Consider the following 25,997-nt stretch of genomic DNA (forward strand, 5'->3'; position numbering starts at 1 on the left):
GGCGCCCCGATGGCCGGCCCGGGGAGGCCGGTTCGCGTCGCGTCGGCAGCACCGTCGGCCCGGAGCTGTGGAAGCGGCTGGTTTTCCGCGTGCGGCCCCGGCGGATCCTCCCCCGCGTCCCAGCGCCGCGGCCGGGCCGCACACGAGGAGCGCGAGGCTTGCGCCCCTCCCGCGGCTGCCGTGCGCATGCCGAGTGCGGCGAAGGGCCTGCCGGTGGCCTGGTGCCCGACGTTCTGAAGCACCGCCCAGCGCGTGAACGCCGCGACGCCTTCCCGTGAACCGATGGTGTCAGCGGGAGTCCGATACGACGATGCCCTCCGCGGCGCCGGCCCCGACGGCACCGCGGAGGGCATCGCCGGAAGGCGCTCAGGCCACCCGGTAGTCGAAGAACCCCTGTCCCGACTTACGGCCCAGCAGCCCGGATTCGACCATGCGGCGCAGCAAGGGGGGCGGGGCGTAGAGCGGTTCCCGGTACTCCTCGTACAGTGCTTCACCGATCGCCGCGACGGTGTCGAGCCCGATGAGATCGGCGAGACGCAGCGGGCCCATCGGGTGAGCGCAACCGGCGGTCATCCCGGTGTCGATGTCCTCCGCGGTCGCCGTGCCGGAACTCACCATCCGGACCGCGGCCAACAGGTAGGGAACCAGCAGGGAGTTCACCACGAAACCGGCGCGGTCCTGGGCCACGACCGTCTTCTTGCCCAGAATCTCGCCCGCGAAGGCACGCACGCGAAGTTCCGTGTCCCTCGAGGTGTGCAGCGAGGGGATCACCTCGACCAGTGGCATCACGGGCACCGGATTGAAGAAGTGCAGGCCCACCACCGCCTCGGGTCGGCCGGTGGCCGCCGCGAGCCTGGCTATGGGGATGGAGGACGTGTTGCTGGCCAGCACGGCGGCCGGGTGCATGACCTTGTCCAACTGCCGGAACAGCTCGGTCTTGGCCCCCTCGTCCTCGACGGCGGCCTCGATCACCAGGTCCGCCCTTGCGAGGCGGGAGAGATCGTCGGTGGCCGAGACTCCGGCCAGGGCGAGCGCGCGGTCCCCGGGCGTGACAGCACCGCGCTTCTCCGCCTTGAGCAGGGAATCCGCCACGCCCGCCAGCCCGGCCCGGGCCCGGTCCTCGCTCACGTCGCACAAGGTGACGTGCAACCCGGCCCGAGCGCAGACCTCGGTGATGCCCCGGCCCATCTGGCCCGCCCCTACGACGCCTACGTGCTTGATCGCTGTCATGTGCTTCTCCGTCCGTCCCTCCGTCGAGCGGCGGTGGACCGACGCCGACGCGATGTGTGCCGCCGTTGTGAGCCTAGGTCGAGCACACCCCATCTGACCTGCTAAAACAGTGCGTCATCCGCGCACAAACATGCGCCGGTACGACCCTGACCGGCCGCACCATGGGGCCTGGCACCGATCACGGCGAGGTCATCGGGCAGACCGGGTTCCGTCGGCGACCGCGGCAGCCGTCGCGACCGCGGCCTCCCGCAGCCGGCGGATCACCGCGCGCACCGCGGGGGAGGTCTCCCCTCGGCGGTAGGCACCGACCAGCCGGGTGGTGAGCGCCACGTCCGCCAGCGGACGGTAGGCCACCCCGGGAATGTGCACGCGCCGGAGCGAGTCGGGGACCAGGGCCACCGCGAGACCACCGCCCACCAGGGTCAGCGCGGCGACGTAGTCCCGCACCGGGGGAGCGCACCGAGGGCTGAAGCCGCCCTGGCCGGCCACGTCCAGGATCTGGTCGCGGCAGCCGTACTCCTCGTCGAAGTGCGGGGCCACGAAGTTCTCGTCACGCAGCACGGCCGCCGGAATCGCCTCGTACGCCGCGAGCGGTGTGCCGTCCGGCACTGCCACGACGACGTCCTCGGCGAGCAGGCACGTGGCGGTGACCTCGGGCGGGTACTCCGGCCTCCAGCGCAGGAAGCCGACGTCGATGTCACCGCAGGCCAGCGCCTCCAGCTGGGCCGGTGTCTCCAACTCCCGTACCTGCACGGTCAGATCGGTGCCGGGGGCCGCGCACCGGGTGAGGACATCGGTGAGCACCCCGGAGAACGCGGCCGAGGCGACGTACGCGATCTGGGCGTGTCCCAGCTCTCCGCGCCCCGCCCGACGGCCGACCGCCACGGCCCGCGAAGCCTGTTCGAGGGTCAGTCGCGCTTCTGCGAGGAAGAGGCGCCCGGCACTGGTCAGCGCCGGGCGGGTGCGTCGCCCCCGGTCGATCAGGCGCGCACCCAGATGCGACTCCAGTGCCCTGATCTGGGCGCTGAGTGCCGACGGTGCCAGGTGCAGACGATCCGCCGCGCGGCCGAAGTGCAGTTCCTCGGCTACGACGACGAACGATTCCAGCCAGCGCAGTTCCACAGGGCCTCCAAGCTGCTGGGCCTGCGCCGTCGAGAGCACGGGCCGTGGGTGCGGCCCCCTGCGGTTGCGAACACCCCGCGGCGGCGTCAGGGCAGAACAGGATCGCCGCGGGGTGAGTGCGGTGGTCGGGCGATCAGGGGAGTACGACGTAGTTGCTGAATCCGCCGTCCAGGTCGGTGGCGCGTCCCGAGATCGCCTCGTTGACCTCGGACAGGGGGAAGGACTTGGTGATCAGGTAGTTGAGGTCCAGGGCTCCGGTGGCCACCATGTCGGCGACCTCCTGGCCCTGCGCGGTGGAGAACCAGTTGGAGCCGATCAGGTGGACCTGCTCGTCCATGAGCCACTTCACGTCCACGGGCAACCGGTCCGCCACCCCGCCCACGTTGACCACCCTGCCGCCCCGCCGGACGCCCTGCATGGAGTCCAGCATGGTCTCCACCGGGGCCTTGGCTCCCAGGGCGCTGATGACGAAGTCCGCCCCCTCGCCGCCGGTGCGTGACTTCGCCCAGGCGCCGGAGGAGCCCTCGCCCAGCCGCATGACCTCGATCCGGTCCGGGGCCAGTTCCTTGACGCGCTTGAGGAGTTCCTCGTTGCGGCCGGTACCGAGAACCCTGGAGACACCCGAGGCCAGCGCGAGGAGGGTGGAGGCGACCCCCAGGGTGCCGGTGATTCCGTCGATCAACGCGACCTGGCCGGGGCCGGCCGCCGCGTACTTGAGCGCCCGGTACGAGGTGCCGATGTAGCCGAGCTTGCCGGCCTGTTCGAACGTCATGTTGTCGGGGATGTTGACGATCGAGTGCTGCGGCGCCGTCATGTACTCGCAGAAACCGCCGTAGGGGTACAGGTCGAAGATCCGCTGACCGTCGCGGGAGGTGCTGAAGTAGCCGTTCAGGGTGAAGTAGCGGCACCGGCTGAGCTCGCCGCCGCGGCACACCTGACAGCTGCCGCAGGAGCGCAGCGGGCTCACGTAGACCCGGTCACCCGGCTTGGTGTTGAGCACCGCCTCGCCGACCTCCTCGACCACGCCCGCCGGGTCCAGACCGAAGATCGCGGGCAGTTGGGGCAGGGGCTGGTGCGGGTACCAGGTGGGCCAGTTGTTGATCACGTTGGCCATGTTCGGCACGATTCCGCACGCCTTGACGCGCACCAGCACGTCCGTCGGCCGCGGAGTGGGCACGTCGACGGTGTCCACGGACATCGGCTCGCCGAGTGCGTGCAGTCGTGCAGCGAGCATTTTCGCCATTGAAATACTCCGGTTCTGATGAGCAGTAAGGTGCCGAGAACTATGAATGCGCGAACGGATTCGGGTAATTGTCCTCGAGGTCGATGTCGAGCAGACCCATGATGCGGACGCCGGAGTTGTACCAGGCAATGGACAATGACAGTTCGACCATCTGCCGGTCCGTCAGGTGCTCGGCGGCGGCACGCCACGTCTCTTCCGTGACGTCGACCCGGAGCGTGGACTCCTTGGCGAGGCGCATGACCGCCTTCTCCGTCGGGTCGAACAGATCGGACGACTCGAAGTCACCCACGGCCGCGAGCTGCTGCGCGGTCAGTCCGGCCTTGAGACCGTGCGACTGGTGGTGTGCGACCTCGTAGGCGGAACGGGTCACGTGACCGACGGTCAGGATGGCCAGTTCGCGCAGCCTGGGGCTGAGGTCGGCGGCGCGCAGCGAGTTGGCGTAGGTCAGGAACCCGTCCAGTTGCTCGGGCGCGCCGGCCAGGGCGAGGAAGATGTTCGCCGTCGGTACCTTGCGTTCGGCTTCGAGCCGGTCGTACAGGGGCTTGTTCGCCTCGTCCGCGTCCTCGCGGCGCAGGTAGGGAACGCGTGCCATGTCATCTCCTCGGGGGACGAAAGGGATCAGTGGGCGGACTGTTCGAGCAGGAACCGCTCGAGAGTCATCGGCTGCGGCGCCTGGGCCGGCGGGAGCTGCTTCACACCCACGAAGGGCGAGGCCTCGAAGTACCACTTCTCCAGGGCGGGAAGTCCCCAGCGGACGTTCGTGCTCAGCGAGCCCGCGTCCCAGCGCACCGGCTCGACCTCGGTGTCGATGGTCTGGTAGTGGCTGTTGAAGACCTCCACCCGGTGGCCGTCGGGGTCGCGGAGGTAGGTGAAGAGCATCCCGCCCGGCCCGTGCCGTCCCGGGCCCCGCTCCACCCCTTCGCCGTAGCCGAGGATGCCCGCCCAGTCGCACGCGGTGAAGATGTCGCGGCTCTCGGAGACCGTGTACGCGAAGTGGTGCAGGGCGGGGCCGGTGTTCTCCACGATCGCGAGGTCCAGACAGGTGCCCTTGCGGTACATGAACGCACTCAGCAGTTTGTCGCCGTGGGTGAGGTACTCGGAGTTGCGGAAGCCGAGTTCGCCGTAGAACGCGGTCAGTTCATAGGTGTTCGGCGCGAAGGTCTGGAAGTGGTCGAGGCGCTGCGCATGGGCGCCCTTGTAGTGCTCGAAGTCGATGTGCAGCCTCGGGCGGGTCTCCATGTGCGCGCAGAGCTCGAGCGGTGTACCGGCCGGATCGCTGACGTGCAAGGTGCGGCCCTGGTACGGCATGTCGACCCACTCCGCGGGCAGCCCCCGGTCGCGGAACCAGTCGTGGGCGATGTCGAGGTCCTCGTCGAGGAAGACCCGGAATCCGATCCTGCGGCAGGAACCGGCTCCCTCTTCGTCCAGCTCCAGGACGAGGCTGTGGTGACACGCCTCGGCGAGACCGCGCAGATGGCAGGTGCGCTCGTCCTCGTCGCTGACGACGAGCCCGAGGGTGCTCACATAGAAGTTCCGGCTCTCGGCCAGGTCCGCGACCGTGAGCCGGACGTGACTGGAGCGGGTGATGTTGAAACTGGGACGCAGATTGACGGGTGGCAGCATGCTGGTCTCCGTGCGCGATTCGGCTCTTGATTTCGATGACTGTAATACTGTGGAGCGCTTTTACGGTGCGGTCGCGGAAGGCGTGGAATCGGCGAATGCGAAGGCGGACCAGCCGCTGAATTCCGCGGAATCACCGAGGGCCTCCTCTATACGCAGAACCTCGTTCCACTTCGCCATGCGCTCGGAGCGGGTGAAGGAGCCCACCTTCAACTGGCCCGCGTCCCATCCGACGCTCAGGTGCGCGATCGTGATGTCCTCGGTCTCACCGGAGCGCGCCGACACGACGGTGCCGAACCCGGCGGCCTTTCCGGCGCACAGGGCCTGATGGGCTTCGGTGACGGTGCCCGCCTGGTTCGGCTTGACGAGGACCGCGTTCGCCGCCCCGTTGGTGGCCGCCGCCTCCACTCGTTTGGCGTCGGTGACGAGGTAGTCGTCGCCGATCACCTGGCAGCGGTGGCCGAAGCGCCGGGTGAACTCCACCATGCCCTCGTGGTCGTCCTCGCCCACCGGGTCCTCGACGGACAGGATCGGGTAGTGCTCGATCCAGTCGCCCAGCATGTCGATCAGCGCCGCCGTGTCCAGCGTGCGGTCGTCGAGCGCGAGCGTGTAGCGCCCGTCGCTGCCGAACTGCGAGGCCGCGACGTCCAGCGAGATGCCCACCTGGGTGGCCGGTGTGAAGCCCGCGGTCTCGATGGCGAGGGTCAGGGTCTCCAGGGCCTCCTCGTTGGAGTCGAACGCGGGCCAGAAGCCGCCCTCGTCCGCCACGCCCTGCGCTTTGCCGGCCCGGCGCATCAGGCTGCCGGCGGCCCGGTAGATCTCGGCCGTCCAGTCCAGGGCCTCCGAGAAGCTGCCTGCGGCGGGGCAGACCACCATGAAGTCCTGCACGTCCACGCGGCGGTCCGCGTGTGCGCCGCCGCCGAAGATCTGGATCTCCGGCAGGGGGACGCGAACCGGCCGACCGCCCGCCAGGTGCTGCCACAGCGGTACGCCCGCCGACGCGGCCGCGGCGTGCAGCACCGCCATGGAGGTGGCCACGATGGCGTTGCCGCCGAGGCGGCTGCGGTCAGGGGTCCCGTCGAGGTTCACCAGGTGCCGGTCGAGGGCCTCCTGGCCGGTCGCGTCGAGGCCCAGGAGGGCGGGCGCGATCTCCTGGTTGACCGAGCCGACCGCACGACGGACGTCGAGGCCGCCGAAGCGGGAGCCGCCGTCGCGCAGATCGAGCGCTTCGCCCTGGCCGGTCGAGGCTCCCGCCGGTGCGATGGCCCGCCCTGCCGCTCCGTCCGCGAGGTGGACCTCGACCTCGACGGTCGGCCGCCCGCGTGAATCCCACACCCTGCGGCCGTGGAGCTTGGCGATCCGCGTGTCTGTCATTGCGGTGCAACCTTTCGGAGTTCGCACGGGAGGGCGTCGAGCCTGCCCGTGCAGGGCATCGGGGGCGGATGCCTACGCGGTCGAGGACCTGTGGGAGGGACCATGCCGACGAAACGGCGCGGCCGGACCTTCTGGAGCGTCACCGGTCTCTCGTGCTATCGATAGCGCAATCGTGCGAACCGTCGGTGACTCTGTCAAGGGGGTGAGGGGAGTTCCTCTCTGCTGAACGCGGAGCTCGCCCGCTTCTTTGCCGGAGTCGACAACAGCAGTGCTATCGTTCGCACAACTCATGGCGCTCCGGCAAGTACTCCGGTGGACCCACGACCTCCTGGACGGACGGACAGCACAGGCGGAGTGGGTCCACCGGGCCGAGCGCGGTCGACAGGAAAGCGAGCCCGACATGACAGCAGAGCCCTCTGCGGCACCCATGACCCTCACCACAGTCGTCGCCAGTACGCGTCCCGGCCGCGTGGGCAGGTCCGTCGCGGACTGGTTCACCACCCGGGCCGCGGAGCGCGACCAGTTCGAGTCGCACCTGGTCGACCTGCGCGAACTCGCCCTTCCGTTCTACGACGAGCCGCACCCGCCCGCTCTGCGTCAGTACACGCAGAGCCACACGCGCGCGTGGAGCCGGATCGTCGAGGCGTCGGACGCGTTCGTCTTCGTCACCCCCGAGTACAACGGCGGCTTTCCGGCCCCCTTGAAGAACGCCTGGGACTACCTCGTGCTGGAGTGGCAGCACAAGCCGGCTGCGTTTGTCAGCTACGGCGGTGTCTCGGCGGGCACCAGGGCGGTGCAGATGGCCAAGCAGGTCGTGGCCAACCTCAGGATGCTTCCGATCGGGCCGACCGTGAGCATCCCCTTCGTCAACGAGCAGGTCGACGAAGGCGCTTTCCGGCCCGGCAAGATTCACGAGGCGGCCGCCGAGCAGATGCTCGACGAACTCGCGCGCACCGCCATGGTCATGCGCCGGCTGCGCATCGGAACGAACTGACGCGGCGGCGGACGCGAAGGTGCCCGGAGCGCTGTGCTCCGGGCACCTTGGTGTTTCGTGCGAGGTGCTTCATGTTCTCGTGCTCCGGCACCAGGCCGTTCACGATTCCAGGCGATCAGGCGATCAGGCGATCAGGCGATCAGGCGATCAGGCGGACCGGGACGGAACCCTGCCGTCAGGGGCAGCCGTGCTGCCGCGCATGACCAGGGACCCGGGGGAGACCGACGTGTAGGGCCCGTCGTTGCCCGGCTCGGTCTTGAGGCGGCGCAACAGCCACAGCGCGCACCCGGTCGCCATCTCCTGGATGGGCAGACCGATCGTGGTGAGCCCGGGACCCCACCAGGAGAAGCCGGGCTCGTCCCCGAACCCGACCACGGACAGCTCGTCGGGCACCTTCACGCCTTGCGCGGACAGCTCCTCCAGCACGCCCAGGGTGAGCTGGATCGATCCCAGGACGAGTGCGGTGGGAGCCGCCGGCTCCTGCAGCAGTCGGCGCACGGCTTCGCGCCCGTGATGCACGGACGACGGCGGCCCCAGCTCGGCGCGTCCGGCGTGATCCGGGAGATCGCCTTCCCGCAGGGCGGTGCGGAATCCGCGCAGACGTTCGGCACCTGTGGGGAGTTCCTCAGGGCCGCCCAGGTAAGCGATGCGGGTGTGGCCCAGTGCCACCAGGTGGGCCGTGGCCCGGCGCAGTGCCTCGTGGTCGTCCACGCCGAACCACTGTGCGCCGAGCGAGGGGTGGCGGCGCAGCAGCTGCAGGTGCGGCAGGGTGCGCAGGAGTCTGACGGACTCGCTGTGCGGGCGGGCGGTGGGCACGATGATGACACCGGCCACCCGGTTCGCGGACAGCTCCCGCAGATGACGCAGCTCGACCATCCGGTCGTCGTCGGTCTCCGAGAGCATCAGCTGGAAGCCCTCGGCCTGCATGTTCTTGGAGAGCTCGTGGGCGATGGTCGAGTAGAAGCTGTTGCGGATGTCCGGGATCACCAGCGCGACCACATTGCTGGACGCGCCGCGCATCATCCGCGCCGCCCGGTTGCCGACATAGCCCATCTCGGAAGCGGTCCGGCGGACCCGGAACTTGGTTTCCTCGCTGATGCGCGCATCGTCGGCGAGCGCCCGGCCGACCGTCGAGACGGAGATCCCGAGGCGTTCGGCGATGTCCCTGGTCGTGATCACGTAAGGGTCCCCTCCGTCTGGCGCGTCCCGCAGCCGTCACGTTCCGTATGCCAACGATAGCACTTGTGTTGCGCTCCGTGGTCGAGAAGGTGGGGTGGCGGGTCCAGTCGCAGCCTGTCATGCTAACGTTAGCATTCTTGAATGGGTCATGCAGCCGGCCCTGGCTGCCCAAGTGCGGAGGTGTCCGTGCGGATCGTCAGGTATGCCGTCGACGGCATGTGTCATTACGGAGAACTCGAACCCGGTGACGTGACCATCGCCAGATTCGAGGGTGATCCCTTCACGGGATTGGCTCCTACGGACCGTGTGGACGAAGTGGGTGACGTCGTCGTTCTTTCGCCGGTCGATAAACCCCGTGTCTTCGGGTTCGCGTACAACTACGCCTCACATGTCGACGAGACCGACCGTGAGATTCCGGAAGTTCCCGTGTGTTTCATGAAGCCGAGCACGGCGGTCGTGGGTCCCGGAGACGCGATCGTCTATCCGGCGGACGGCGAACTGATTCATTTCGAGGGCGAGTTGGTCGTCGTCATCGGCAAGGAAGCCCGCCATGTGAAGCCTTCCGAGGCCCATGAGTACATCCTCGGCTATACGTGCGGCAACGACGTCAGCGACCGCGTCGTACAGCGCAAGGAAAGCAGATACGGCACGCTGCTGATCGGTAAGGGGCAGGACACCTTCGCTCCCCTCGGACCGGTCATCGCCACGGAACTCGACCCGTCCGCACTGGCGTTGACGACCCGCGTGAACGGCCGAGTCGTGCAGTCGGCGAGCACGGCCGACCTGATGCTCCCCGTTCCCGAACTCGTCAGCTATCTCAGCCGCTACCTGACCCTGCTGCCCGGAGACACGATCATGACCGGCACGCCTGCCGGTGTCGGGCCGATCCGCCCCGGGGACGAGGTCGAGGTCGAGATCGAGGGCGTCGGTGTCCTGCGCAACCCGGTCGTGGCCGAGAGCCGTTGAGTGCCGAGGCCCGTGGGGTGACCGAAGGGGCTGCCCACCGCAAGCGGTGGGCAGCCCCTTCGGTGTGTCAGCGGACCACGTTGTTGAACTGCCCGGGGCGGACGCAGGCCAGAGCGACGACGCCGGCCAGCGGCAGGAGCGTGACCTGGAGGAGCCCGGCCCGGTCCCAGCCGAAGGCGTCCACCAGGGCGGCGAAGAGCAGGCCCGAGAACGCCGCCGGTCCGTAGTAACTGGTGACGAACAGGCCGGAGGCGCGTCCGATCTGCGACGGACGGACGGCCCGCTGCATCACGCTGTTGGTGTTGGGATAGACGAATCCCAGGCCGAAGGCGCCCATGAGGAAGGCGAACACGCACTGGACGCCGACGCCGGCCTGCGTGTCGTAGATGCACGCGCTGATGGCGGAGACGGCCAGCAGGCTCAGTATCAGCAGGTTGCGCTGGTTCACGCGGTCACCGAGCCAGCCGCCGAAGACCGCCGTCATGCCGCCGAAACCGAGGAAACTCATGGCCAGTGCGGCCTGCCCGGCCGAGTAGTGCAGTGAGGTGATGAGGTACGTCGGGTAGAGGCCGAGGAAGCCGTAGATGGCCACACCGCTGATGACCGCGTGGACGGCCAGCGCGATGGTGTTGCGGTTGTAGGCGGAGGCCGGCATGTGGTCGTAGCCCCTGGTGGAGACGGCTTTCTCGACGGAGTGCTCGGTCAGACCGGTCCTGAGCAGGAACAGGGAGGCGGCGGCGATCAGCAGCCCCGCCGTGCCGAACAGGTAGAAGGGCGAGTGCCAGGTGTCGTGGGTGCTCGCGAGCTCGACACCGATGAGCGGGGCGATGAACACGCCGACGGAGTAGCCCACGCCGATCACTCCGAAGGCGAGACCGCGCCGCTGCGCGAAGAAGGCACCCATCGCGGCGAAGATCGCGGCGGACTGCATGCCCTCGCCGAAGCCCGAGACCACCCGGTACAGCGTCATGTCGGCGAAGCCGGTCGCCAGCGGGGTGGCCATGGTGCCGAGGGAGTAGATCACGATGCTGGCCAGCAGCACGGTCTTGCGTCGGAACCGGTCCAGCAGATAACCCGCGGGCAGGCCGGCCAGGGCCATGCCGAGGGTGAAGTTGGTCGCCAGCAGTCCGCCCTGCTCCAGCGAGAACCCGTACTCCGCACGGATGTCGGGCAGCAGTGGCGGAAAGACCTGACGGTCCATCGCGTTGACCATGTAGGAGAGGACCACCAGCAGGAAGCCCACGCCGATCATGGCGCGGGAAACGGGCGGGCGGCTGCTTTCCTGGGTGCCTTTGACGGGCACTGCACTCGTGTCTGCTTGCGCTGCGTGAGTCATGGCGGCTCCTGATGAGGGGATGGGCCGCGGCGGGCCGCGGCGGATCCATCGCCGCGCGGGAGCGCACGGCGATGGCAAGAAGCGGTGAGCTGAACACGGACCTGATTCGGCGACGGCGATATCGGTGCCGTCCGACGGAATGCGGGCGAGCGGCCACCGCGCGGTCGGACACCGCGTGCGGAATTCAGTCGTACAGCGCCCGTCGGGGACGTCCGTGGCTATGGCGTCTTCGACTGCCGGACCTTGTGCGGACACTTATCGGCCGCACGGTCGGGGTTGGCTGAAACCATGAAGGGAAGTGTCCGGCGCGTCAAGACGTGCGCCGGAATTTCTTGGAATGCCGGAGCTTTCCCGGGATGCCAGGGACCGCCTGCTCAGGAAGAGGGTGCAGGTAGGTGCCTGTACGACACGTTCTTGACGATTCTCGAACCCCTGGTGCTATCGTTAGCACCACGTGGCTGTGACACAGTGATTCGACCTGCCCCGACAACTCGTGACCCGGTTGCCGGGGCCAGGCAGTGGCACCTCCTGACCACGAGTCGGGAATCGCCGACGACATCCGAGCAAGCCCAGCGACACTCCCCACCCGCACTCATGGCGGCCGTCGACCATCGGACAGGCCGACGGCTGCCGTACCGGGTGATGCTCAGACCTGCCGACCGGACGCGACCGGGCGTGAAGCCCGGCCGTGCGCGGCGGCCGAACGATTCTGCGAGGACGATCTGCCATGACACCACCGAGCCGCCCAGACACCGTGCTGCTCACCGACCACGCCTGGCCCGACGACTCGGTCGAGCGATCCGTCATCGAGGGCGCGGGCCACACGCTGGTGTCCGGCCCCGCGGCACCCGCTTCTGCCGGGGCCATCGAGAAGCTGGTCACCGAGCACCGCCCCGCGGCCATTCTCACCTGCTGGGCGCCGGTCTCGGCCACCGCGATCGGCGCCTCGCCGGACCTGCGGATCGTGGCCAGACTCGGCGTCGGCCTCGACAACATCGCGGTGGACACCGCCACCGAGCGGGGCGTGTGGGTCACCAACGTCCCGGACTACTGCGTCGAGGAGGTCTCCGACCACGCCGTCGGCATGGTGCTCGCCTGGACGCGGGGCCTGGCCGTGTTCGACCGGGAGGTCCGCACGGGCCGTTGGGATCCCGCCGGCGCCCGGTTGCGCCGTCTGTCCACGCTGACCTGCGGCGTGGTCGGCTTCGGCCGGATCGGACGCGCCACCGCCCGCAAACTCGGCGCGTTCGGCTGCCGGATCCTGGCCCACGACCCCCACCCGCCGAAGGACGACTCCGGAGTCGAGCTGGTGGGCCTGGAAGAACTGCTGCGCCGCAGCGACGCGGTGATCCTTCACGTGCCGCTGACGCCCGGCACACACCATCTCATCGGCCCCGATCAGCTGGCGCTGATGAAGCCGGGCGGACTGCTGGTCAACGTCAGCCGCGGCGGTCTGGTGGACACCGACGCCGTCATCAAGGCGCTCGACGGCGGTCAGCTGGACGGAGCCGCCTTCGACGTCCTGGAGAGCGAGCCCCGTGTTCCCGCCGCGCTGCTGGACCAGCCCGGCGCGCTGCTCACCCCCCACGTCGCCTTCTCCTCCGACGCCTCGGTCACGGAACTGCGCCGCCGCGCCGCGGAGGAGGTCGTACGGATTCTGGCGGGCGAGGCACCGGCACACCCCTGCAACAACCCCGGAGTCAGGCCCGCCGGCTCGGGTGACCGGTCATGAGCCCCACCGCGCAGGGCCAGGACTCCGCGCTGTCCGACTTCCTGTTCGCCCACAAGCTCGCGCACCCCGGCGAAACCGCGCGTTGGACGCCGCTGACCGGCGGGGTCTCCTCCGACCTGTGGCGGGTGGAGCTGCCGGGCCGCTCGCTGTGCGTCAAGCGGGCCCTGGCCCGGTTGCGGGTCGCGGCCGACTGGGAGGCGCCGGTGTCGCGCAACGCCTACGAATGGGCATGGATGCGGTTCGCGTCCCGGCACCGGCCGGACAGCGTGCCCGAACTGCTGGCGCACGACCCCGATGCCGGCCTCTTCGCGATGGCGTACCTGCCCGCCGAGCGCTACCCCATGTGGAAGTCCCAACTCCTCGCCGGTGAGGTGGAGGTGAGGACCGCGGCGGCCCTCGGAGAGGTGCTCGGCACCCTGCACGCGGCAAGCGCGGGTGACGCGAGCCTCGCCTCGGAGTTCGCCACGGACGACAACTTCCATGCCCTGCGGATCGAGCCGTACCTTCTGGCCACCGCGGCGGCGCACCCCGGCCTGGCCGACATCCTCCATGGCCTCGCCGACCGCACGGCCGGCACACGCCTGGCCCTGGTCCACGGCGACGTCAGCCCCAAGAACATCCTCGTCGGCCCGTCGGGGCCCGTCCTCCTGGACGCCGAGTGCGCCTGGTACGGCGACCCGGCCTTCGACTTGGCCTTCTGCGTCAATCATCTGCTCCTGAAGAGTCTCGTGGTGTCCGGCCGCCGCGCCGAACTCCTGCGGTCCGCCCGGGTGCTGGCGGAGGAATACGTCCGACGGGTCGACTGGGAACCCCGGCCCGCCCTGGAGACGCGGGCCGCCACCCTGCTGCCCGCACTGCTGCTCGCCCGGGTGGACGGCAAGTCCCCGGTGGAGTACCTCACCGACGACCGGGACCGGCTGTTCGTCCGCACCGTGGCTTCGGCACTGCTGCGAGCGCCCGCCTCCTCGGTGGCCGATGTGCTGGATGCCTGGGCGACGGCCCTTCGGCCTCCGGCCGAGACCGGCAGCGGCCGGCCCGCATGACAGATCGTCCGGCGGATCCGGCGGACCGAACCAGGAGCAACCATGCGCAGAGTCGTCACCGGGCACGACGAGAACGGCAAGTCGGTGGTCGTCAGCGACGGCACCGTCCCCCGCAGCCGGGAGTTCACCAGCCTGCCGGGCTGGGTCTCCCGCCTCGCGTGGGCAACCGACCCCGGCGAACCGGTCAGCCGGGCCGGAGAGGACCCTACACCGAAGGTCACCAGCCTGCTTCCGGCGCCGGGAGGCAGCAGGTTCATCGTCCTGACCTTCCCGCCGGAGGCCGCCTTGGCCGATCCGGCTTTCGACCCCGCCGCCTTCGACCGGGAACAGCGGGCCGATTCGCCCGGCATCGCCGAACTCATCGAGCCCGACGGCATGCACACGACCCCGACGGTGGACTACGGCATCGTGCTCCAGGGCGAGATCGTCCTCGAACTCGACGACGGCGGCTGCACCCCGCTCTCCACAGGCGACATCGTGATCCAGAACGGAACCCGGCACGCCTGGCGCAACCGCAGCGACCGACCGGCCACGATGGCCTTCGTCCTCATCGGGGCCGAGGGCGGTGGCTGAGAGGGAAGAACCGGGGGCACCGCTTGGCGGGAAAACGGAGAAAGGCGACGAGGGCAGGATTCGAACCTGCGTCCACCCGGGATCAGAGCCGGGCGCTCCTCCGCAGAGCTTCCTCGTCGCCACTGCGATCATCGCCGCAACCGCTGTGCGGGACAACTGATTTGTCGGGCGGAGCCCAGGTCACGTCCACTCCTGAGCAGCCGCACGCTTCTGCTTGCCGGAGAAGATTCCTGCCGACCGGAGAGCGCCGGCCATGAGCGGGTCGGCGACGGGGACTCCGTGGACCAACTCGGGGGTTCGCCGGAAGGCCACGGCCTCGGCCACCGGCCTGGGAGCGGTCCAGGCTCCGCGGATCGGGTCCACCCGATGACGGGCGCAGACTGCCTCGACGAGTGAGCGTGGGCACTGCTCCTCACCCCGGAGCACTTCCCAGGGCAGGGGAAGCTCCGCCCAGACGTAGGTGTCCGGGTGCAGGCCGCCGCCGCTCATGCGGTGCCAGTAGGCCACGTCGGCAGCCATCAGCCGGGGCACCTTGCCGGGACAGATCCGATCCAGGATCTCGTCCTGCCCCAACTCCGTCAGCAGCGCGAACCAGTGGGCCCGGGCGGTGTTCCACGCCTGCGCGGCCTGGTTCCACGTCGACGAGTCGTCGCCGGGGCGCACGATCATCGTGTCGCGTTCCAGCGGATGCCGGTTCCAGGCGTCCTCCAGGAGTTCCGCGACCCGGCGCAGGAATCCGTTCCAGCGGACCAGCAGGCGAGTGAGGTCCTCGTCGGACACATGCGCGAGCACCTCTCCCGTGGGGTGCACATGGGCGACCGCGTACCAACAGGCCTTCTCGGGAAGGTTCCTGAGGCGCTGGAGCAGGGCCTCGGCGACCTCGTCGTAGACCTGACGCTGCCGCCCGTTGGTGAAGACGCTGCGCATGTAGCCGCGTGCCGTGAAGTAGGCGACGAAGGCCGCGGTGTCCGGATCCGTGGCGAACAGCTCGTAGGGCAGGGCATGGGCGAGGGCACCCTTGCCGGTGATGACCACTTCACGTCGGTGCTGCTCGTGGAGGAGCCGGGCCAGCTTGGCCTCCATTCTGCGCAGGAGCCGGAAGCGCTTGTTGTACTGGCGTTTCGAGATGTCGCCGAGACCCGCCGCCGTACGCTCGGCCCGGTCGAGGCGGTCCAGGCCGAAGTCGTTCTGCCCGTACGAACGGCCGATCTCCTCGCCCGCTCGCCGGATCACCGCCTCGATCCGGTCAGGATCGTCCCCGGCGCTTGCCGGGAGTTCCGGCATGCTCGTGAAAAGGCGTGCCGCTCGGGCGAGTTGGCGCTGTGCGCCGACCGGGCGGGCGAACTCCTCCCGCATGGAGGTGTAGCCGTGCCAGAGATTGCGCAGCGAGTGCTCGGCGGCCTTCGCGAGCGCCGCCTCGGTTGCCGCGTCGAGACGGGTTCCCTGGGCGGCGTACATGTCCTGGATGAGCCGGGCCACGTCCTCCGGACGCTTGCGCAGGGTGAGCGAGGCGTGCAGTTCACGGAGGATCTGTTCGCTGGTGGACGACGGCATGGACCACACCCTGACATCACAACGACCAGGTCTCCACTGCTTATCCGTGTGCGCGGTCCGGTCAGTGCTGCCGTGCCTCGGTCACTGCTGCTTTCTGATGCTGTCGATGATGCGGGTCCAGTTGTCGCCGCCGTGGCCGTTCTCGATCGCCCGCCGGTAGTGGGCCTGCACGGCCAGTGGGAGCGCGAGGTCGAGGCCGAGTGACGTGCTGGTCTCGACGATGTGGTCGGACGTCGCACCCATCATGGTGACGGTGCTGAGATCGCCGGGATGCTCTCCCGCATCGAGCGCGACGCCGAGTTGCTTGTCACCGGCCCTCAGCATGTCGCCGATCGAGTCGGTGAAGGAGAGCAGCTCCGGCAGCGCTTCCGACGCCTTCAACCCTGCCGTGCCCAACATCGCGGTGGCGTGCATCAGCGCCGACAGGCTGGTGAGGAACACCGCGAGCTGGGCCTGGTACATCATCTGCGCGAGACCGGGGTCGTCGCCCAGATACCTCGGTGTTCCCAGCGGTGCCAACACCGCACGGTGGGTCTCCATCACCTGCTCGCGGCCGCTGTAGTAGACATGGGCCGCGTCCGTGCCGACCATCGGTGCGGGAACCATGACCCCGCCGGTGAGGAAGCCGGCGCCGTGGCCGGCCGCCCAGGTAGCTGCCTCGCGGGTTCGGTCGGGAGTGTCGGAGCTCAGGTTGACCAGTGTGCGGCCGGCGAGGGATGCGGTGGCGGTGCCGAGGATGTCGTACATCGCCTGGTAGTCGGTGAGGCTGAGGATCACGAGGTCACTGGCTTCGACCGCCTCGCGGGGTGTCGGTGCGAGGGTTGCTCCGTCGGTGACGACGCCGTCGGCCCGGGCGGCGGTGCGGTTCCAGACCGTCACCGGGTGGCCGGAGTCGAGGAGCGTGCGGGTCATCGCCTGGCCCATCGGACCCAGCCCGATCACGGTGACAGGGGTGTTCTGACTGCTGGTGGCGTTCAGTTGTTCGATCACTCCTCCATGGTCGGAGAGCGCCGCTAGTGTCGGAAGTACCCACTATTTTCTGCGGTACTTACCTTTTAGTAAGGGGTTCAGTGATGGCCAAGGCACCGAGATGCGGGCCCTACATCTGCGGCATCGACGCCGCGCTCGACGTGGTGAGCGGCAAGTGGAAGGGACTGATCCTCTGGGAGCTCGAAGCCCATGGCATACGCCGCTTCGCTGAACTCCGTCGCGGCTTACCGGGGGTGAGCGAGAAGATGCTGACGCAGCACCTGCGGGAGATGGAGGAGGACGGGCTCGTGCACCGCGAGGTCTACGCCGAGGTGCCGCCGCGCGTGGAGTACTCCCTCACCGAGCACGGGCACACGCTCAACCGGGCGCTCGAACCACTCGGTGCCTGGGGAGTCGAGCGGATACGCCGCGAGGACTCCGAAGCGGCCGACATGGCTGAGGCCTCGCGTCACTAGGGCCTGATCCGCCGGACAGCGCTGGGCGTCCTTGCCGCCGCCCCGGTGCGTGCGCCCCGAGAATGGTCGGGGGCGAGCCGAACCGCCGGGCCCGACCATTCACCGGCCCACCAGCGCACTTCCTCGTTCTCGACCTGGAAGGTGCCCGTCGGACCGTCCGCGTCGAGAGTCGCCAGGCCGCCGGCGGGGTCTGCCGCGACGAACTCCAGGAGACGGCCGACGCCACCCTGCGCACCTGGCCCCCCGTCTGAGCCGGGCTGCCCGAAGCGGCCGGAGTCGGCTCAGCCCTCGTAGCTGTGGAACCCTCGGCCGCTCTTCCGGCCGAGGTGACCGGCGGCGACCATGCGGCGCAGCAGGGCGGGCGGGGCGTACAGCGGTTCCTTGTACTCCTCGTACATCGACTCGGCCACGGCCTGGGCGGTGTCGAGGCCGATGAGGTCGAGCAGGCGCAGCGGGCCCATGGGATGCGCGCACCCGAGTTCCATCCCCCGGTCGATGTCGTCCGGCCGTGCGGAGCCCGACTCCACCATGCGCACCGCGCTGAGCAGGAAGGGCACGAGGAGGGCGTTGACGACGAAGCCGGAACGGTCGGGTGCCTGGACGGCCTCCTTGCCCAGCTGCCCGGCGAGTTCGCGGGTGCGCTTCAGTGTGTCGGCGCCGGTGACGAGCGCGGGAATGATCTCGACCAGCCGCTGCACGGGGACGGGGTTGAAGAAGTGCAGGCCGATGACCCGCTCGGGCCGCTCGGTGACGACGGCGAGATCGACGACGGGGATCGAGGAGGTGTTGGTGGCCAGGACCGCCGCCGGGTCCTCGACCGCCTTGTCCAGGACGCGCAGCACCCCGGTCTTGATGTCGCGGTTCTCGGCGACGGCCTCGACGACGAACTGGCGGTCGGCCATGTCGCCGAGGTCCACGGTGAACGACAGCCGGGCGAGGGCCTGGTCGCGCTGCTCCGCACTGAGCTTGCCGTGCCGTGCGCCCCGGTCGAGGGAGGCGGTGATGCGGCGGCGGCCCGCCTCGGCCGCGTCCGGCGTGGATTCGGCGACACGTACGTCGATGCCGTGGCGGGCGGCGACTTCGGCGATGCCGGAGCCCATGAGGCCGCAGCCGACGACGCCGAGACGGGTGACGGGATGCATCCGGGGCCCGTCCTTTCTGGTGAGCGGGAGGTGGTCGGGGTCAGAGGTCGAGGACGAGGCGGGGCCCGCACGAGCGGGAGACGCAGATGAGCATGGTGTCGCCGGCGGCCCGCTCGTCCTCGGTCAGCAGCGAGTCGCGGTGGTCGGGCCTGCCCTCCAGCACATCGGTCTCGCAGGTGCCGCAGGTGCCTTCCCGGCAGGAGAAGTCGACGTCGACGCCGGCCTCCTCCACGGTTTCGAGCACCGAACGGTCCGGCGGCACGGTGAGGGTGAGCCCGGAACGGGCGAGCTCCAGCTCGAAGCTCGTGGCAGCGGCCGTGCCGGCGGCGGCCGTCGGCACCGGCGCGAACCGTTCGACGCCCAGCGTGCCGGGCGGCCAGCCCGCGCACTGTTCCTGCACCGCCCGCAGCAGGGGTTCGGGACCGCAGGCGTGCACCAGGGTGCTCTCCTTGGGTGTGCCGAGGTGGGCGGCCAGGTCCAGCAGGCCGTACTCGTCCTGGGGACGGACGAGGACGCGGTCCCCGTGCGGGGCGAGACGGTCCAGGAAGGCCATGGAGGTCCGGGTGCGGCCGCCGTAGAGCAGGCGCCAGTCGGCCCCCGCGGCCTCGGCCGCCTCGACCATGGGGAGGATGGGTGTGATCCCGACGCCGCCGGCGATGAACAGATGGCGGTCGGCGGGCCGCAGCGGGAAGTTGTTGCGCGGGCCGCGGACCCGTACGTCGGCGCCTTCGTGCAGCTGGTCGTGGACGTGCGCGGAGCCGCCGCGGCCCTGTGGTTCCCGCAGCACCGCGATCTGCCAGGCCCCGCGGTCGGCCGGGTGTCCGCACAGGGAGTACTGACGGATCAGGCCGTGCGCGTCGCCGTCCAGCAGTACGTCGATGTGGGCGCCCGGGGTCCAGGAGGGGAGCGGACCGCCGTCGGGGCGGCGCAGGGTGAGGCAGACGACGCCGTCGGCCACGAGGGTGCGGCCGGCCACCGTGAGGGTGGTCGGGGGGAGTTGGTCGTTCATGGTGGGTGCGCTCCGGGTCTCAGGTCTGCGCCGGCACATGCAGCAACAGCGCGTCACCCTGGCCGCCGCCTCCGCACAGGGCCGCCGCTCCGCTGCCGCCGCCGCGCCGCCGCAGCTCCATGGCGAGGGTCAGCACCAGGCGGGCTCCGGTCATGCCGACCGGGTGTCCGAGCGCGATCGCGCCGCCGTTGACGTTCACCTTGTCCATGGCGATGTCCAGCTCCCGTACGGAGGCCAGGGCCACTCCGGCGAACGCCTCGTTGATCTCGAACAGGTCCAGGTCGGCCGCCTTGAGCCTTCCGTCGCGTTCGAGGGCGTCGCGGACGGCGCCGGCCGGTTGGACGAGCAGTGAGGGGTCGGGGCCCGCGACCGTGCCGTAGGCGCCGATCTCGGCGAGCGGTGTCAGGCCCTCCCGCCGGGCGCGCTCCGCGCTCATCACGACGACGGCGGCGGCGCCGTCGGAGAGCTGGGAGGCGTTGCCCGCGGTGACGGTGCCCGTGCCGGAGAAGGCGGGTCGCAGGCGCCCGAGGGACTCGACGGTGGTGTCCGGTCGTACGCCCTCGTCGGCGTCCACCACCGTCTCGCCCCGGCGTCCGGCCACCGTGACGGGGGCGATCTCCTCGGTCGGCGCGCCCGACCGCTGGGCGCGGGCGGCCCGTTGGTGGGACAGCGCGCTGTACTCGTCCTGTTCCTGCCGGGTCAGGGCGAACGGCTGTTGGTACCGCTCGGTGGCGGCGCCCATGGAGACTCCGTCGAAGGCGCAGACGAGGGCGTCGCGGTCGAGGGAGTCCTCCACCGTGGAGGGGCCGTACTTCCAGCCGGTGCGTGATCCGCGCAGCAGGTGCGGGGCGCCGGACATGGACTCCATGCCGCCCGCGACGACCACCTCGTGACGGCCGGAGGCGATCATGAGGTCGGCCAGCGCGATGGCGTGCAGCCCGGACGGACAGAGTTTGTTGACGGTGCTCGCCGGTACGGAGAAGGGGATCCCGGCGCGGACCGCGGCCTGCCGGGCCGGGTTGGGGCCTGCCCCGGCCTGCACCACCTGGCCCATGACGACGGCCTGCACGGCCTGCGCGTCCACGTGGGCGGCGGCGAGAGCCGCCCGGATGGCATGGGCGCCGAGATCGACTGCGGACAGGGTGCTCAGGGCGCCCATCAGCTTTCCGATGGGCGTCCTGGCGCCGGAGACGATGACGGATCCGGGCATGGCCGGGACCTCCTGGGGTGGTGGGGGCGGGTTCAGACGACCGGGTCGGCGGCGCGCTCGGCGATCATGTGGGCGGTCTCGTTCACCGAGTGCAGGACGACCCGGCCGCCGGGCATGCGCCGCACCCTGCTGACCGAGGTGTAGCCGGGGTGGAACCAGAACATCGTCGGCAGGCCGAGCACCGTCGCCAGATAGGTGTTGGTGATGCCGCCGTGGCACACGGCCGCGACCCTCCCGCCGGGGTGGGCGTCGAGGATCGTGTCCATGGCGCGTACCGCTCGCCCGCGAAAGGCCGTCCAGTCGAGGTCGGGCACGAAGTCCTCGAAGCGTCCCTCGGCGAGCGCCGCCGCCCGGGGGTCGCCCGTGCCGATCTGTTCCGGCGGGGTGTAGGGCTGGGAGACGTCCGTGTCCCATTCGCGGAGGTCGTCGAGGACGGTCGCGGTCATGCCGGTGAGGCGTTCCAGAGGTGCCGCGGTCTCGCGGGCCCGCTGGAACGGGCTGACGTACAGGGCGTCGAGGCCCTCGTGGGCGAGCCACGCGGCGAGGCGTTCGGCCTGGGCGGTGCCCTCGGGCGACAGCCCCGGGTCGAACACTCCGGCCATGGGGAGGCCGTGCCGGATGAGAAGGAGTTCGGTCATGAGGGGTCCTTGCGTACTCGGGGGAGCGGCTCAGCCGGCGATGGTCCGTTCCGAGCTCCAGTAGGGGCGGCGCATCGCGCGCTTGTCGAGCTTGCCCATCGCGTTGCGCAGCAGCTCGGGAACGATCTCGTACGACTTCGGGCACTTGTAGGCGGCGAGGCGCTCGCGGCAGAACCGGTCCAGCTCCTCGGCCGGCGGCTCGTCCCCCGCGACCACGACCAGCGCCCGCAGCGCCTCGCCGAAGTCGGGGTCGGGCACGCCGATCACCGCGAGTTCGACGACCGCCGGGTGCTGCCGCAGGACCGCCTCGCTCTCGGCCGGGTACAGGTTCACCCCGCCGGAGACCACGACGTCCGCGGCCCGGTCGGTGATGAAGATGTAGCCGTCGGCGTCGACGTAGCCGATGTCGCCGAGGGTGAAGACGCCGGGGGAGAGATAGGCGGCCTTGGTCTTGTCCGGGTCCGCGTGATAGCGGACGCCCTGCTCGTCCGGTGCCCGGAAGGCCAGCAACCCGCGTTCGCCGGGCGGTAGTTGCCGGCCGTCGTCGTCGGTGACCAGGACCTCGAACGGGGGCCGGACGCGGCCGACCGAGCCCGGGTGAGCCAGCCACTCGTCGCTGCTGATGCGGGCCACCGTCCCTGCTTCGCTGGCGCCGTACGACTCGGTCAGCACCGGACCGAACCAGTCGATCATGGCGCGCTTGACGTCGGGTGGGCACGCGGAGCCGGTGTGGGAGACCTGCCGGAGGCTGGAGACGTCGTAGCGGGAGCGGACGTCGTCCGGGAGGGCGAGCAGCCGCTGGAAGTGGGTGGGGACCATCACCGTCGACGTGACCCGCCACTTGTGCACCCGGCTGAGGAACGTCTCCGCGTCGTATCTGCCGAGGACGACCACCGGCTCACCGGCCGCCAGGTGCCGCAGCGAGGTCAGCGGCGCGTTGTGCTGGAGGGGGCCGCACACCAGGTGGGGGCCCGGCGGGAAGCCGGGCCGGGCGGACATCGCGGCGAGGTAGGCGGCGCTGTCGGCGACCGGGGCGCCGACCCAGCGCACCTCGGTGCCACGGGCCCGTCCGGTGGTTCCCGAGGTGTAGACGAGCGGCGGCCGGGCGGGCCGACCCGTCGGCAGGGCGCGGTCGGCGGGTGCGGCGGCCAGCCACAGGTCCCAGTCGAAGGCGTGCCCGGCTGCCGGGGTTCCGTGGGTCACGATCGGCAGGCCCAGTTCGCGGGCCGCGTCGAGGGCGGCACCGGCGCCGACCGGTCCGGCGACGATCCCGGTCACGCCCGCGTCGATGATCTGGTCGACCAGTTCTCCCGAGGTGAGGTTCCGGGAGGTGGCCACGGTCCCCACTCCGGCGCGCAGGCCCGCCAGATGGGCCACCAGGGTGGGGATCGCGTTGTCGCCGAGGACGGCGATCCGGTCGTCCGGTCCGGGCGCGAACTCCAGCAGCCGGGCCGCCGCCCGCGTCACCTGGTCGGCGAGGCCGGACCAGGTGAGCACGCCCAGGTCGTCCGCCAGGGCGGGCTCGTGAGGGGTCTCCTGGGCGCGACGGTCGAGTGGCAGCAGCGACATGGCTCCTCCGGCGGCTCCGCGGTCCTCTCCCGATGCCGACGGGAGAGAGGGATGCGGAGACTGTAGCGTTTATCAAGAAAGTACGGAACACTCTGATCCCGGACGAAGCCGTTCTCGCAGGATCAAGGCGCGAGACAGGCATGCGGTCCGCTCGTCGTTACTCAATCCACCGTCTGGTAAGTAGTCGAGGAGGAGCCATGTCCCAGCCCGATCCGGACGCATGGCGCCGGCAGGTCCGGCAGTGGCTGGCCACCGTGCTGGAACCGGCGCGCGCGCCGGAGTCCGCCGCAGCGGCCGCCGACCTCGCCGTGTTCCACAACCTTCCGCAGGACGAGGAACGCCTGCTGCTGGAGCGCTGCCGCGCCTACCAGCGGGCCCGCTTCGACGCCGGTTACCAGGCGCTGACGCTCCCCGTCGACAAGGGCGGCGCGGGCCTGACCGCCGCGCATGCGGCGCTCTTCGCCCAGGAGGAGTCCGCGTTCGAGGTGCCGCCGTCCACCGAGCTGATCAGCGTCACCGTGCGCCTGGTCGCGATGGCCGTCTCCCTGTTCGGAACGGACGAGCAACGCCAGGAGTACGCCCGCGCGTTCCTGCGCACCGACCGGCTCGCCTGCCAGCTGTTCAGCGAACCCGGCGCGGGATCCGACCTCGCGGCCCTGCGCACCCGCGCCCGTCGCGACGGCGACGTGTGGGTGATCGACGGCCAGAAGGTGTGGACCTCGGGAGCCCAGTTCGCCGACCACGGGCTCCTGCTCGCCCGCTCCGACCCGGACGTCGTGAAGCAGGCCGGCATCACCGCCTTCCTGGTCCCGATGGACGCCCCCGGAGTGGAGGTGCGCCCCATCCGGCAGATGAGCGGCGGCGCCTCCTTCAACGAGGTCTTCCTCAGCGGCGTACGGGTCCCGGACGCACTGCGGATCGGGCGGCCGGGCCAGGGCTGGGAGGTCGCCACCACCACCCTCGCCTTCGAGCGGACCGCCTCCGGCAGCGGCAACCGCCGCAAGGGCGGCACCTTTGCGGACGTCCTCGCGCTCGCCCGCTCCCTCGGCCGGACCACCGACCCCCTGGTGCGCCAGCTCCTCGCCGACCTGTACGTGCGCGCCGCCCTGCGCGAGGCCACCGTCGACCGGGTCGCCCGCACGAGCGCCGCAGGCGGCCGGCCGGGCCCCGAGGCCTCCCTGACCAAACTCATGGCCTCCGAACTGCTCACCCGCACCGGCCAGGTCGCCGCCGAGCTCATGGGAGCGCGGATCAGCGCCGACACCGGGGAGCCGGGCACCTTCGCCTGGACCCAGCATCTGCTCGGCGCCCCCGGCTACCGCCTTGCCGGAGGCACCGACCAGATTCAGCGCAACCTGATCGGCGAACGCGTACTCAAGCTGCCGCCGGAACCGCGGACCGACCGGGTGCCGTTCTCGCAGCTTTCCGACAACTAAGCGGTCTCCCACAGGCTTTCTCACCAAGGAGCGACAACGATGGATCTGGGACTGACAGGCGCGAAGGCGCTGGTGACCGGTGCGAGCCGGGGCATCGGCCGGGCGATCGCCGCGACCCTGGCCGCCGAGGGCTGCGCGCTGGCCCTGTGCGCCCGGGGCGAGGAGGGGCTGGCCAAGGCGGCCGCCGAACTGCGGGCCGAAGGCGCCACCGTGTTCGCGGAACCCGTCGACGTCACCGACCCCGCCGCCCTCGCGGACTTCGTGCAGCGGGCCGCCGGTGAACTCGGCGGCCTCGATCTGCTGGTGTCCAACGTGTCGGCGGGCAACGTGAAGGGCCCCACGTCCTGGGAGGACAGCCTGCGCGGCGACCTGATCCCCTTCGCCGGCCTCGTCGAGGCGGCCCTTCCCCACCTGGAGGCCTCCGACCGGGCCGCCGTCGTCGCCATCGGCACCACCAACGCCTCCGACACAGCGCGCCCGGCCGGAGCGAACTCGTACTCCGCGCTCAAGGCGGCCGTCGTCCAGCACGCCTCGGCCCTCGCGCACTCCCTCGCCCCCAAGGGCATCCGCGTCAACACCGTCTCGCCCGGCCCCGTCGACTTCCCCGGAGGCGCCTGGGAGACCATCCGCACCAGCCGCCCCGAGGTGTACGAGGAGGTCCTCGCCAAGCTGCCGATCGGCCGCTACGGCACCGCCGAGGACGTGGCCGCGGCGGTGGCGTTCCTGCTGGGCCGGACCGGCTCCTTCTGCGTCGGCGTCAACCTCGTGGTGGACGGCGGGCTGCTGACCCGCGTCCAGTACTGAGCCGTGGCGGGCCCGGCCGGCCGCCTGGACGCCGTACTGGTCTGCGGCGGCCGCTGGCACGACTTCGACCACGCCCGGCTCAGGCTGCTGGAACTGCTCGCCGAGCAGCCGCGGGTGCGCACCACGGTGTACCAGGACTACGACTGCCTGGGCGCCCTCGGCAGCGCGGACCTGCTGATCACCTACACCTGCGATGTCCGGCCCCGACCGGCGCAGCGGGCCGCGCTGGCCCGTTTCGTCGAGCGGGGCGGGCGCTGGCTGGCCCTGCACGGCACCAACGCGGTGATCGAGCCGTCGACGGGTGACGGGCCACGGGAGTTCACGACCCCACGGCTCCTCGGAGACCTCGCCCAGGTGCTCGGCAGTCAGTTCCTGGCCCACCCGCCGATCGCACCGTACGAGGTGCGGGTGACCCGGCCCGAGCATCCACTGGTCGCCGGGATCGGGCCGTTCACCGTCACCGACGAGCTGTACGTGTGCGAACTGCACGGCGACCCCGAGGTGTTGCTGCACGCCGAGTACACGGGGCCGTGCCGCGGATTCGCCGAGGGCGACACGGCCGCCCGCGACAGCGCGCCCCGACCGGTGCTGTACCTCAAGCCGCACGGCCGCGGCGAGGTCTGCTACTTCACCCTGGGCCACTGCCGGGGCCGCTACGACATGCAGGACCTCGGCGTGGACGACACCGGGCGGGTGGACGTGGGGCCGTGGCGGACGGCCGAGTTCCTGACGGTGCTGCGGCGGTGCGTGCGGCGGATGACGGACACGCAGTAGAGGG

24 protein-coding genes and 1 tRNA gene are annotated in these 25,997 nt (G+C 70.5%); 9 read left to right on the forward strand and 16 right to left on the reverse strand.

The window, feature by feature from the left end:
- Window positions 1–366 precede the first annotated feature (366 nt).
- From IOD14_RS18390 to eno, 6 genes are all read right to left on the reverse strand, one after another.
- Window positions 367–1,230: a 3-hydroxybutyryl-CoA dehydrogenase gene (locus IOD14_RS18390; RefSeq protein ID WP_123993398.1), complete on the reverse strand. Its 864-nt coding sequence runs from the start codon at window positions 1,228–1,230 to the stop codon at window positions 367–369.
- Window positions 1,231–1,419: 189 nt separating this feature from the next.
- Window positions 1,420–2,391 carry a LysR substrate-binding domain-containing protein gene (locus tag IOD14_RS18395; protein ID WP_249125948.1) on the reverse strand — a complete coding sequence of 324 codons (972 nt, stop codon included), beginning with the start codon at window positions 2,389–2,391 and terminating at the stop codon, window positions 1,420–1,422.
- Window positions 2,392–2,485: 94 nt separating this feature from the next.
- On the reverse strand, window positions 2,486–3,586 hold the full coding sequence (locus IOD14_RS18400) for an alcohol dehydrogenase catalytic domain-containing protein (RefSeq protein WP_249125949.1): 1,101 nt from the start codon (window positions 3,584–3,586) through the stop codon (window positions 2,486–2,488).
- A 49-nt stretch (window positions 3,587–3,635) separates the two neighbouring features.
- On the reverse strand, window positions 3,636–4,187 hold the full coding sequence (locus tag IOD14_RS18405) for a carboxymuconolactone decarboxylase family protein (RefSeq protein WP_123993395.1): 552 nt from the start codon (window positions 4,185–4,187) through the stop codon (window positions 3,636–3,638).
- A gap of 26 nt (window positions 4,188–4,213) precedes the next feature.
- Complete coding sequence (locus IOD14_RS18410) at window positions 4,214–5,218, reverse strand: VOC family protein (protein ID WP_212670800.1); 1,005 nt, start codon at window positions 5,216–5,218, stop codon at window positions 4,214–4,216.
- Between the two features lie 60 nt (window positions 5,219–5,278).
- Window positions 5,279–6,589 carry a phosphopyruvate hydratase gene (gene eno, locus IOD14_RS18415; RefSeq protein ID WP_212670801.1) on the reverse strand — a complete coding sequence of 437 codons (1,311 nt, stop codon included), beginning with the start codon at window positions 6,587–6,589 and terminating at the stop codon, window positions 5,279–5,281.
- 427 nt (window positions 6,590–7,016) lie between these two features.
- Between eno and IOD14_RS18420 the strand changes: the two genes are divergently transcribed.
- Window positions 7,017–7,583, forward strand: coding sequence for an NAD(P)H-dependent oxidoreductase (locus IOD14_RS18420; RefSeq protein WP_249125950.1), 567 nt, complete (start codon window positions 7,017–7,019; stop codon window positions 7,581–7,583).
- Between the two features lie 147 nt (window positions 7,584–7,730).
- On the opposite strand, the gene IOD14_RS18425 is transcribed toward IOD14_RS18420, so the two are convergent.
- Entirely contained in the window at window positions 7,731–8,762 is a 1,032-nt protein-coding gene (locus IOD14_RS18425) for a LacI family DNA-binding transcriptional regulator (protein ID WP_212670803.1), read from the reverse strand.
- A 186-nt stretch (window positions 8,763–8,948) separates the two neighbouring features.
- Here IOD14_RS18425 and IOD14_RS18430 point away from each other — a divergent pair, with 186 nt between their 5' ends.
- Window positions 8,949–9,728: a fumarylacetoacetate hydrolase family protein gene (locus tag IOD14_RS18430; RefSeq protein ID WP_123993390.1), complete on the forward strand. Its 780-nt coding sequence runs from the start codon at window positions 8,949–8,951 to the stop codon at window positions 9,726–9,728.
- Window positions 9,729–9,795: 67 nt separating this feature from the next.
- On the opposite strand, the gene IOD14_RS18435 is transcribed toward IOD14_RS18430, so the two are convergent.
- Window positions 9,796–11,064, reverse strand: coding sequence for an MFS transporter (locus IOD14_RS18435; protein ID WP_212670804.1), 1,269 nt, complete (start codon window positions 11,062–11,064; stop codon window positions 9,796–9,798).
- A 727-nt stretch (window positions 11,065–11,791) separates the two neighbouring features.
- Between IOD14_RS18435 and IOD14_RS18440 the strand changes: the two genes are divergently transcribed.
- The 3 genes from IOD14_RS18440 to IOD14_RS18450 are packed head-to-tail and all read left to right on the forward strand — an operon-like array spanning window position 11,792 to window position 14,412.
- Complete coding sequence (locus tag IOD14_RS18440; RefSeq protein ID WP_123993388.1) at window positions 11,792–12,796, forward strand: C-terminal binding protein; 1,005 nt, start codon at window positions 11,792–11,794, stop codon at window positions 12,794–12,796.
- Window positions 12,793–13,839 carry an aminoglycoside phosphotransferase family protein gene (locus IOD14_RS18445; RefSeq protein ID WP_212670805.1) on the forward strand — a complete coding sequence of 349 codons (1,047 nt, stop codon included), beginning with the start codon at window positions 12,793–12,795 and terminating at the stop codon, window positions 13,837–13,839. The genes IOD14_RS18440 and IOD14_RS18445 overlap by 4 nt, the downstream gene beginning before the upstream one ends.
- 42 nt (window positions 13,840–13,881) lie before the next feature.
- Window positions 13,882–14,412 (forward strand): cupin domain-containing protein, encoded by a 531-nt coding sequence (locus IOD14_RS18450; RefSeq protein WP_123993386.1) that lies wholly within the window; start codon window positions 13,882–13,884, stop codon window positions 14,410–14,412.
- 45 nt (window positions 14,413–14,457) lie between these two features.
- Here the strand turns inward: IOD14_RS18450 and IOD14_RS18455 are convergent.
- From IOD14_RS18455 to IOD14_RS18465, 3 genes are all read right to left on the reverse strand, one after another.
- A tRNA-Gln gene (locus IOD14_RS18455) sits at window positions 14,458–14,530 on the reverse strand.
- 62 nt (window positions 14,531–14,592) lie between these two features.
- Window positions 14,593–15,966 (reverse strand): hypothetical protein, encoded by a 1,374-nt coding sequence (locus IOD14_RS18460; RefSeq protein WP_212670806.1) that lies wholly within the window; start codon window positions 15,964–15,966, stop codon window positions 14,593–14,595.
- Between the two features lie 81 nt (window positions 15,967–16,047).
- Complete coding sequence (locus IOD14_RS18465; RefSeq protein WP_123993384.1) at window positions 16,048–16,956, reverse strand: NAD(P)-binding domain-containing protein; 909 nt, start codon at window positions 16,954–16,956, stop codon at window positions 16,048–16,050.
- 83 nt (window positions 16,957–17,039) lie between these two features.
- Here IOD14_RS18465 and IOD14_RS18470 point away from each other — a divergent pair, with 83 nt between their 5' ends.
- Entirely contained in the window at window positions 17,040–17,411 is a 372-nt protein-coding gene (locus IOD14_RS18470) for a helix-turn-helix domain-containing protein (RefSeq protein WP_123993383.1), read from the forward strand.
- Window positions 17,412–17,692: 281 nt separating this feature from the next.
- Here the strand turns inward: IOD14_RS18470 and IOD14_RS18475 are convergent, their stop codons facing one another.
- The 5 genes from IOD14_RS18475 to IOD14_RS18495 are packed head-to-tail and all read right to left on the reverse strand — an operon-like array spanning window position 17,693 to window position 22,979.
- Window positions 17,693–18,553 carry a 3-hydroxybutyryl-CoA dehydrogenase gene (locus IOD14_RS18475; RefSeq protein WP_212670807.1) on the reverse strand — a complete coding sequence of 287 codons (861 nt, stop codon included), beginning with the start codon at window positions 18,551–18,553 and terminating at the stop codon, window positions 17,693–17,695.
- A gap of 40 nt (window positions 18,554–18,593) precedes the next feature.
- Window positions 18,594–19,562: a PDR/VanB family oxidoreductase gene (locus IOD14_RS18480; RefSeq protein WP_212670808.1), complete on the reverse strand. Its 969-nt coding sequence runs from the start codon at window positions 19,560–19,562 to the stop codon at window positions 18,594–18,596.
- Window positions 19,563–19,581: 19 nt separating this feature from the next.
- Window positions 19,582–20,772 carry an acetyl-CoA C-acyltransferase gene (locus tag IOD14_RS18485; protein ID WP_212670809.1) on the reverse strand — a complete coding sequence of 397 codons (1,191 nt, stop codon included), beginning with the start codon at window positions 20,770–20,772 and terminating at the stop codon, window positions 19,582–19,584.
- Between the two features lie 32 nt (window positions 20,773–20,804).
- Window positions 20,805–21,410, reverse strand: coding sequence for a histidine phosphatase family protein (locus IOD14_RS18490; protein ID WP_123993379.1), 606 nt, complete (start codon window positions 21,408–21,410; stop codon window positions 20,805–20,807).
- A gap of 30 nt (window positions 21,411–21,440) precedes the next feature.
- Complete coding sequence (locus IOD14_RS18495; protein WP_212670810.1) at window positions 21,441–22,979, reverse strand: AMP-binding protein; 1,539 nt, start codon at window positions 22,977–22,979, stop codon at window positions 21,441–21,443.
- Window positions 22,980–23,176: 197 nt separating this feature from the next.
- On the opposite strand from IOD14_RS18495, the gene IOD14_RS18500 reads away from it, so the two are divergent.
- From IOD14_RS18500 to IOD14_RS18510, 3 genes are read left to right on the forward strand one after another with little or no spacing between them, the layout of a single operon-like run.
- Window positions 23,177–24,415, forward strand: a complete 1,239-nt coding sequence (locus IOD14_RS18500) for an acyl-CoA dehydrogenase family protein (protein WP_212670811.1) — start codon at window positions 23,177–23,179, stop codon at window positions 24,413–24,415.
- A 39-nt stretch (window positions 24,416–24,454) separates the two neighbouring features.
- Window positions 24,455–25,219, forward strand: a complete 765-nt coding sequence (locus IOD14_RS18505) for an SDR family oxidoreductase (RefSeq protein ID WP_123993376.1) — start codon at window positions 24,455–24,457, stop codon at window positions 25,217–25,219.
- Between the two features lie 3 nt (window positions 25,220–25,222).
- On the forward strand, window positions 25,223–25,993 hold the full coding sequence (locus IOD14_RS18510) for a ThuA domain-containing protein (protein ID WP_212670812.1): 771 nt from the start codon (window positions 25,223–25,225) through the stop codon (window positions 25,991–25,993).
- The last annotated feature ends 4 nt before the right edge of the window (window positions 25,994–25,997 follow it).

The organism is Streptomyces sp. A2-16 (assembly GCF_018128905.1).
Lineage (GTDB): Bacteria > Actinomycetota > Actinomycetes > Streptomycetales > Streptomycetaceae > Streptomyces.

What these genes read in the sequence shown, in the direction of transcription:
- IOD14_RS18460 (WP_212670806.1), bottom strand. Translation starts at nt 15,966, where the DNA reads ATGCCGTCGTCCACCAGCGAACAGATCCTCCGTGAACTGCACGCCTCG.
- IOD14_RS18445 (WP_212670805.1), top strand. Translation starts at nt 12,793, where the DNA reads ATGAGCCCCACCGCGCAGGGCCAGGACTCCGCGCTGTCCGACTTCCTG.
- IOD14_RS18500 (WP_212670811.1), top strand. Translation starts at nt 23,177, where the DNA reads ATGTCCCAGCCCGATCCGGACGCATGGCGCCGGCAGGTCCGGCAGTGG.
- IOD14_RS18400 (WP_249125949.1), bottom strand. Translation starts at nt 3,586, where the DNA reads ATGCTCGCTGCACGACTGCACGCACTCGGCGAGCCGATGTCCGTGGAC.
- IOD14_RS18495 (WP_212670810.1), bottom strand. Translation starts at nt 22,979, where the DNA reads ATGTCGCTGCTGCCACTCGACCGTCGCGCCCAGGAGACCCCTCACGAG.
- IOD14_RS18410 (WP_212670800.1), bottom strand. Translation starts at nt 5,218, where the DNA reads ATGCTGCCACCCGTCAATCTGCGTCCCAGTTTCAACATCACCCGCTCC.
- IOD14_RS18480 (WP_212670808.1), bottom strand. Translation starts at nt 19,562, where the DNA reads ATGAACGACCAACTCCCCCCGACCACCCTCACGGTGGCCGGCCGCACC.
- IOD14_RS18505 (WP_123993376.1), top strand. Translation starts at nt 24,455, where the DNA reads ATGGATCTGGGACTGACAGGCGCGAAGGCGCTGGTGACCGGTGCGAGC.
- IOD14_RS18490 (WP_123993379.1), bottom strand. Translation starts at nt 21,410, where the DNA reads ATGACCGAACTCCTTCTCATCCGGCACGGCCTCCCCATGGCCGGAGTG.
- IOD14_RS18485 (WP_212670809.1), bottom strand. Translation starts at nt 20,772, where the DNA reads ATGCCCGGATCCGTCATCGTCTCCGGCGCCAGGACGCCCATCGGAAAG.
- IOD14_RS18405 (WP_123993395.1), bottom strand. Translation starts at nt 4,187, where the DNA reads ATGGCACGCGTTCCCTACCTGCGCCGCGAGGACGCGGACGAGGCGAAC.
- IOD14_RS18450 (WP_123993386.1), top strand. Translation starts at nt 13,882, where the DNA reads ATGCGCAGAGTCGTCACCGGGCACGACGAGAACGGCAAGTCGGTGGTC.
- IOD14_RS18420 (WP_249125950.1), top strand. Translation starts at nt 7,017, where the DNA reads ATGACCCTCACCACAGTCGTCGCCAGTACGCGTCCCGGCCGCGTGGGC.
- IOD14_RS18440 (WP_123993388.1), top strand. Translation starts at nt 11,792, where the DNA reads ATGACACCACCGAGCCGCCCAGACACCGTGCTGCTCACCGACCACGCC.
- IOD14_RS18390 (WP_123993398.1), bottom strand. Translation starts at nt 1,230, where the DNA reads ATGACAGCGATCAAGCACGTAGGCGTCGTAGGGGCGGGCCAGATGGGC.
- eno (WP_212670801.1), bottom strand. Translation starts at nt 6,589, where the DNA reads ATGACAGACACGCGGATCGCCAAGCTCCACGGCCGCAGGGTGTGGGAT.
- IOD14_RS18435 (WP_212670804.1), bottom strand. Translation starts at nt 11,064, where the DNA reads ATGACTCACGCAGCGCAAGCAGACACGAGTGCAGTGCCCGTCAAAGGC.
- IOD14_RS18475 (WP_212670807.1), bottom strand. Translation starts at nt 18,553, where the DNA reads ATGCATCCCGTCACCCGTCTCGGCGTCGTCGGCTGCGGCCTCATGGGC.
- IOD14_RS18470 (WP_123993383.1), top strand. Translation starts at nt 17,040, where the DNA reads ATGGCCAAGGCACCGAGATGCGGGCCCTACATCTGCGGCATCGACGCC.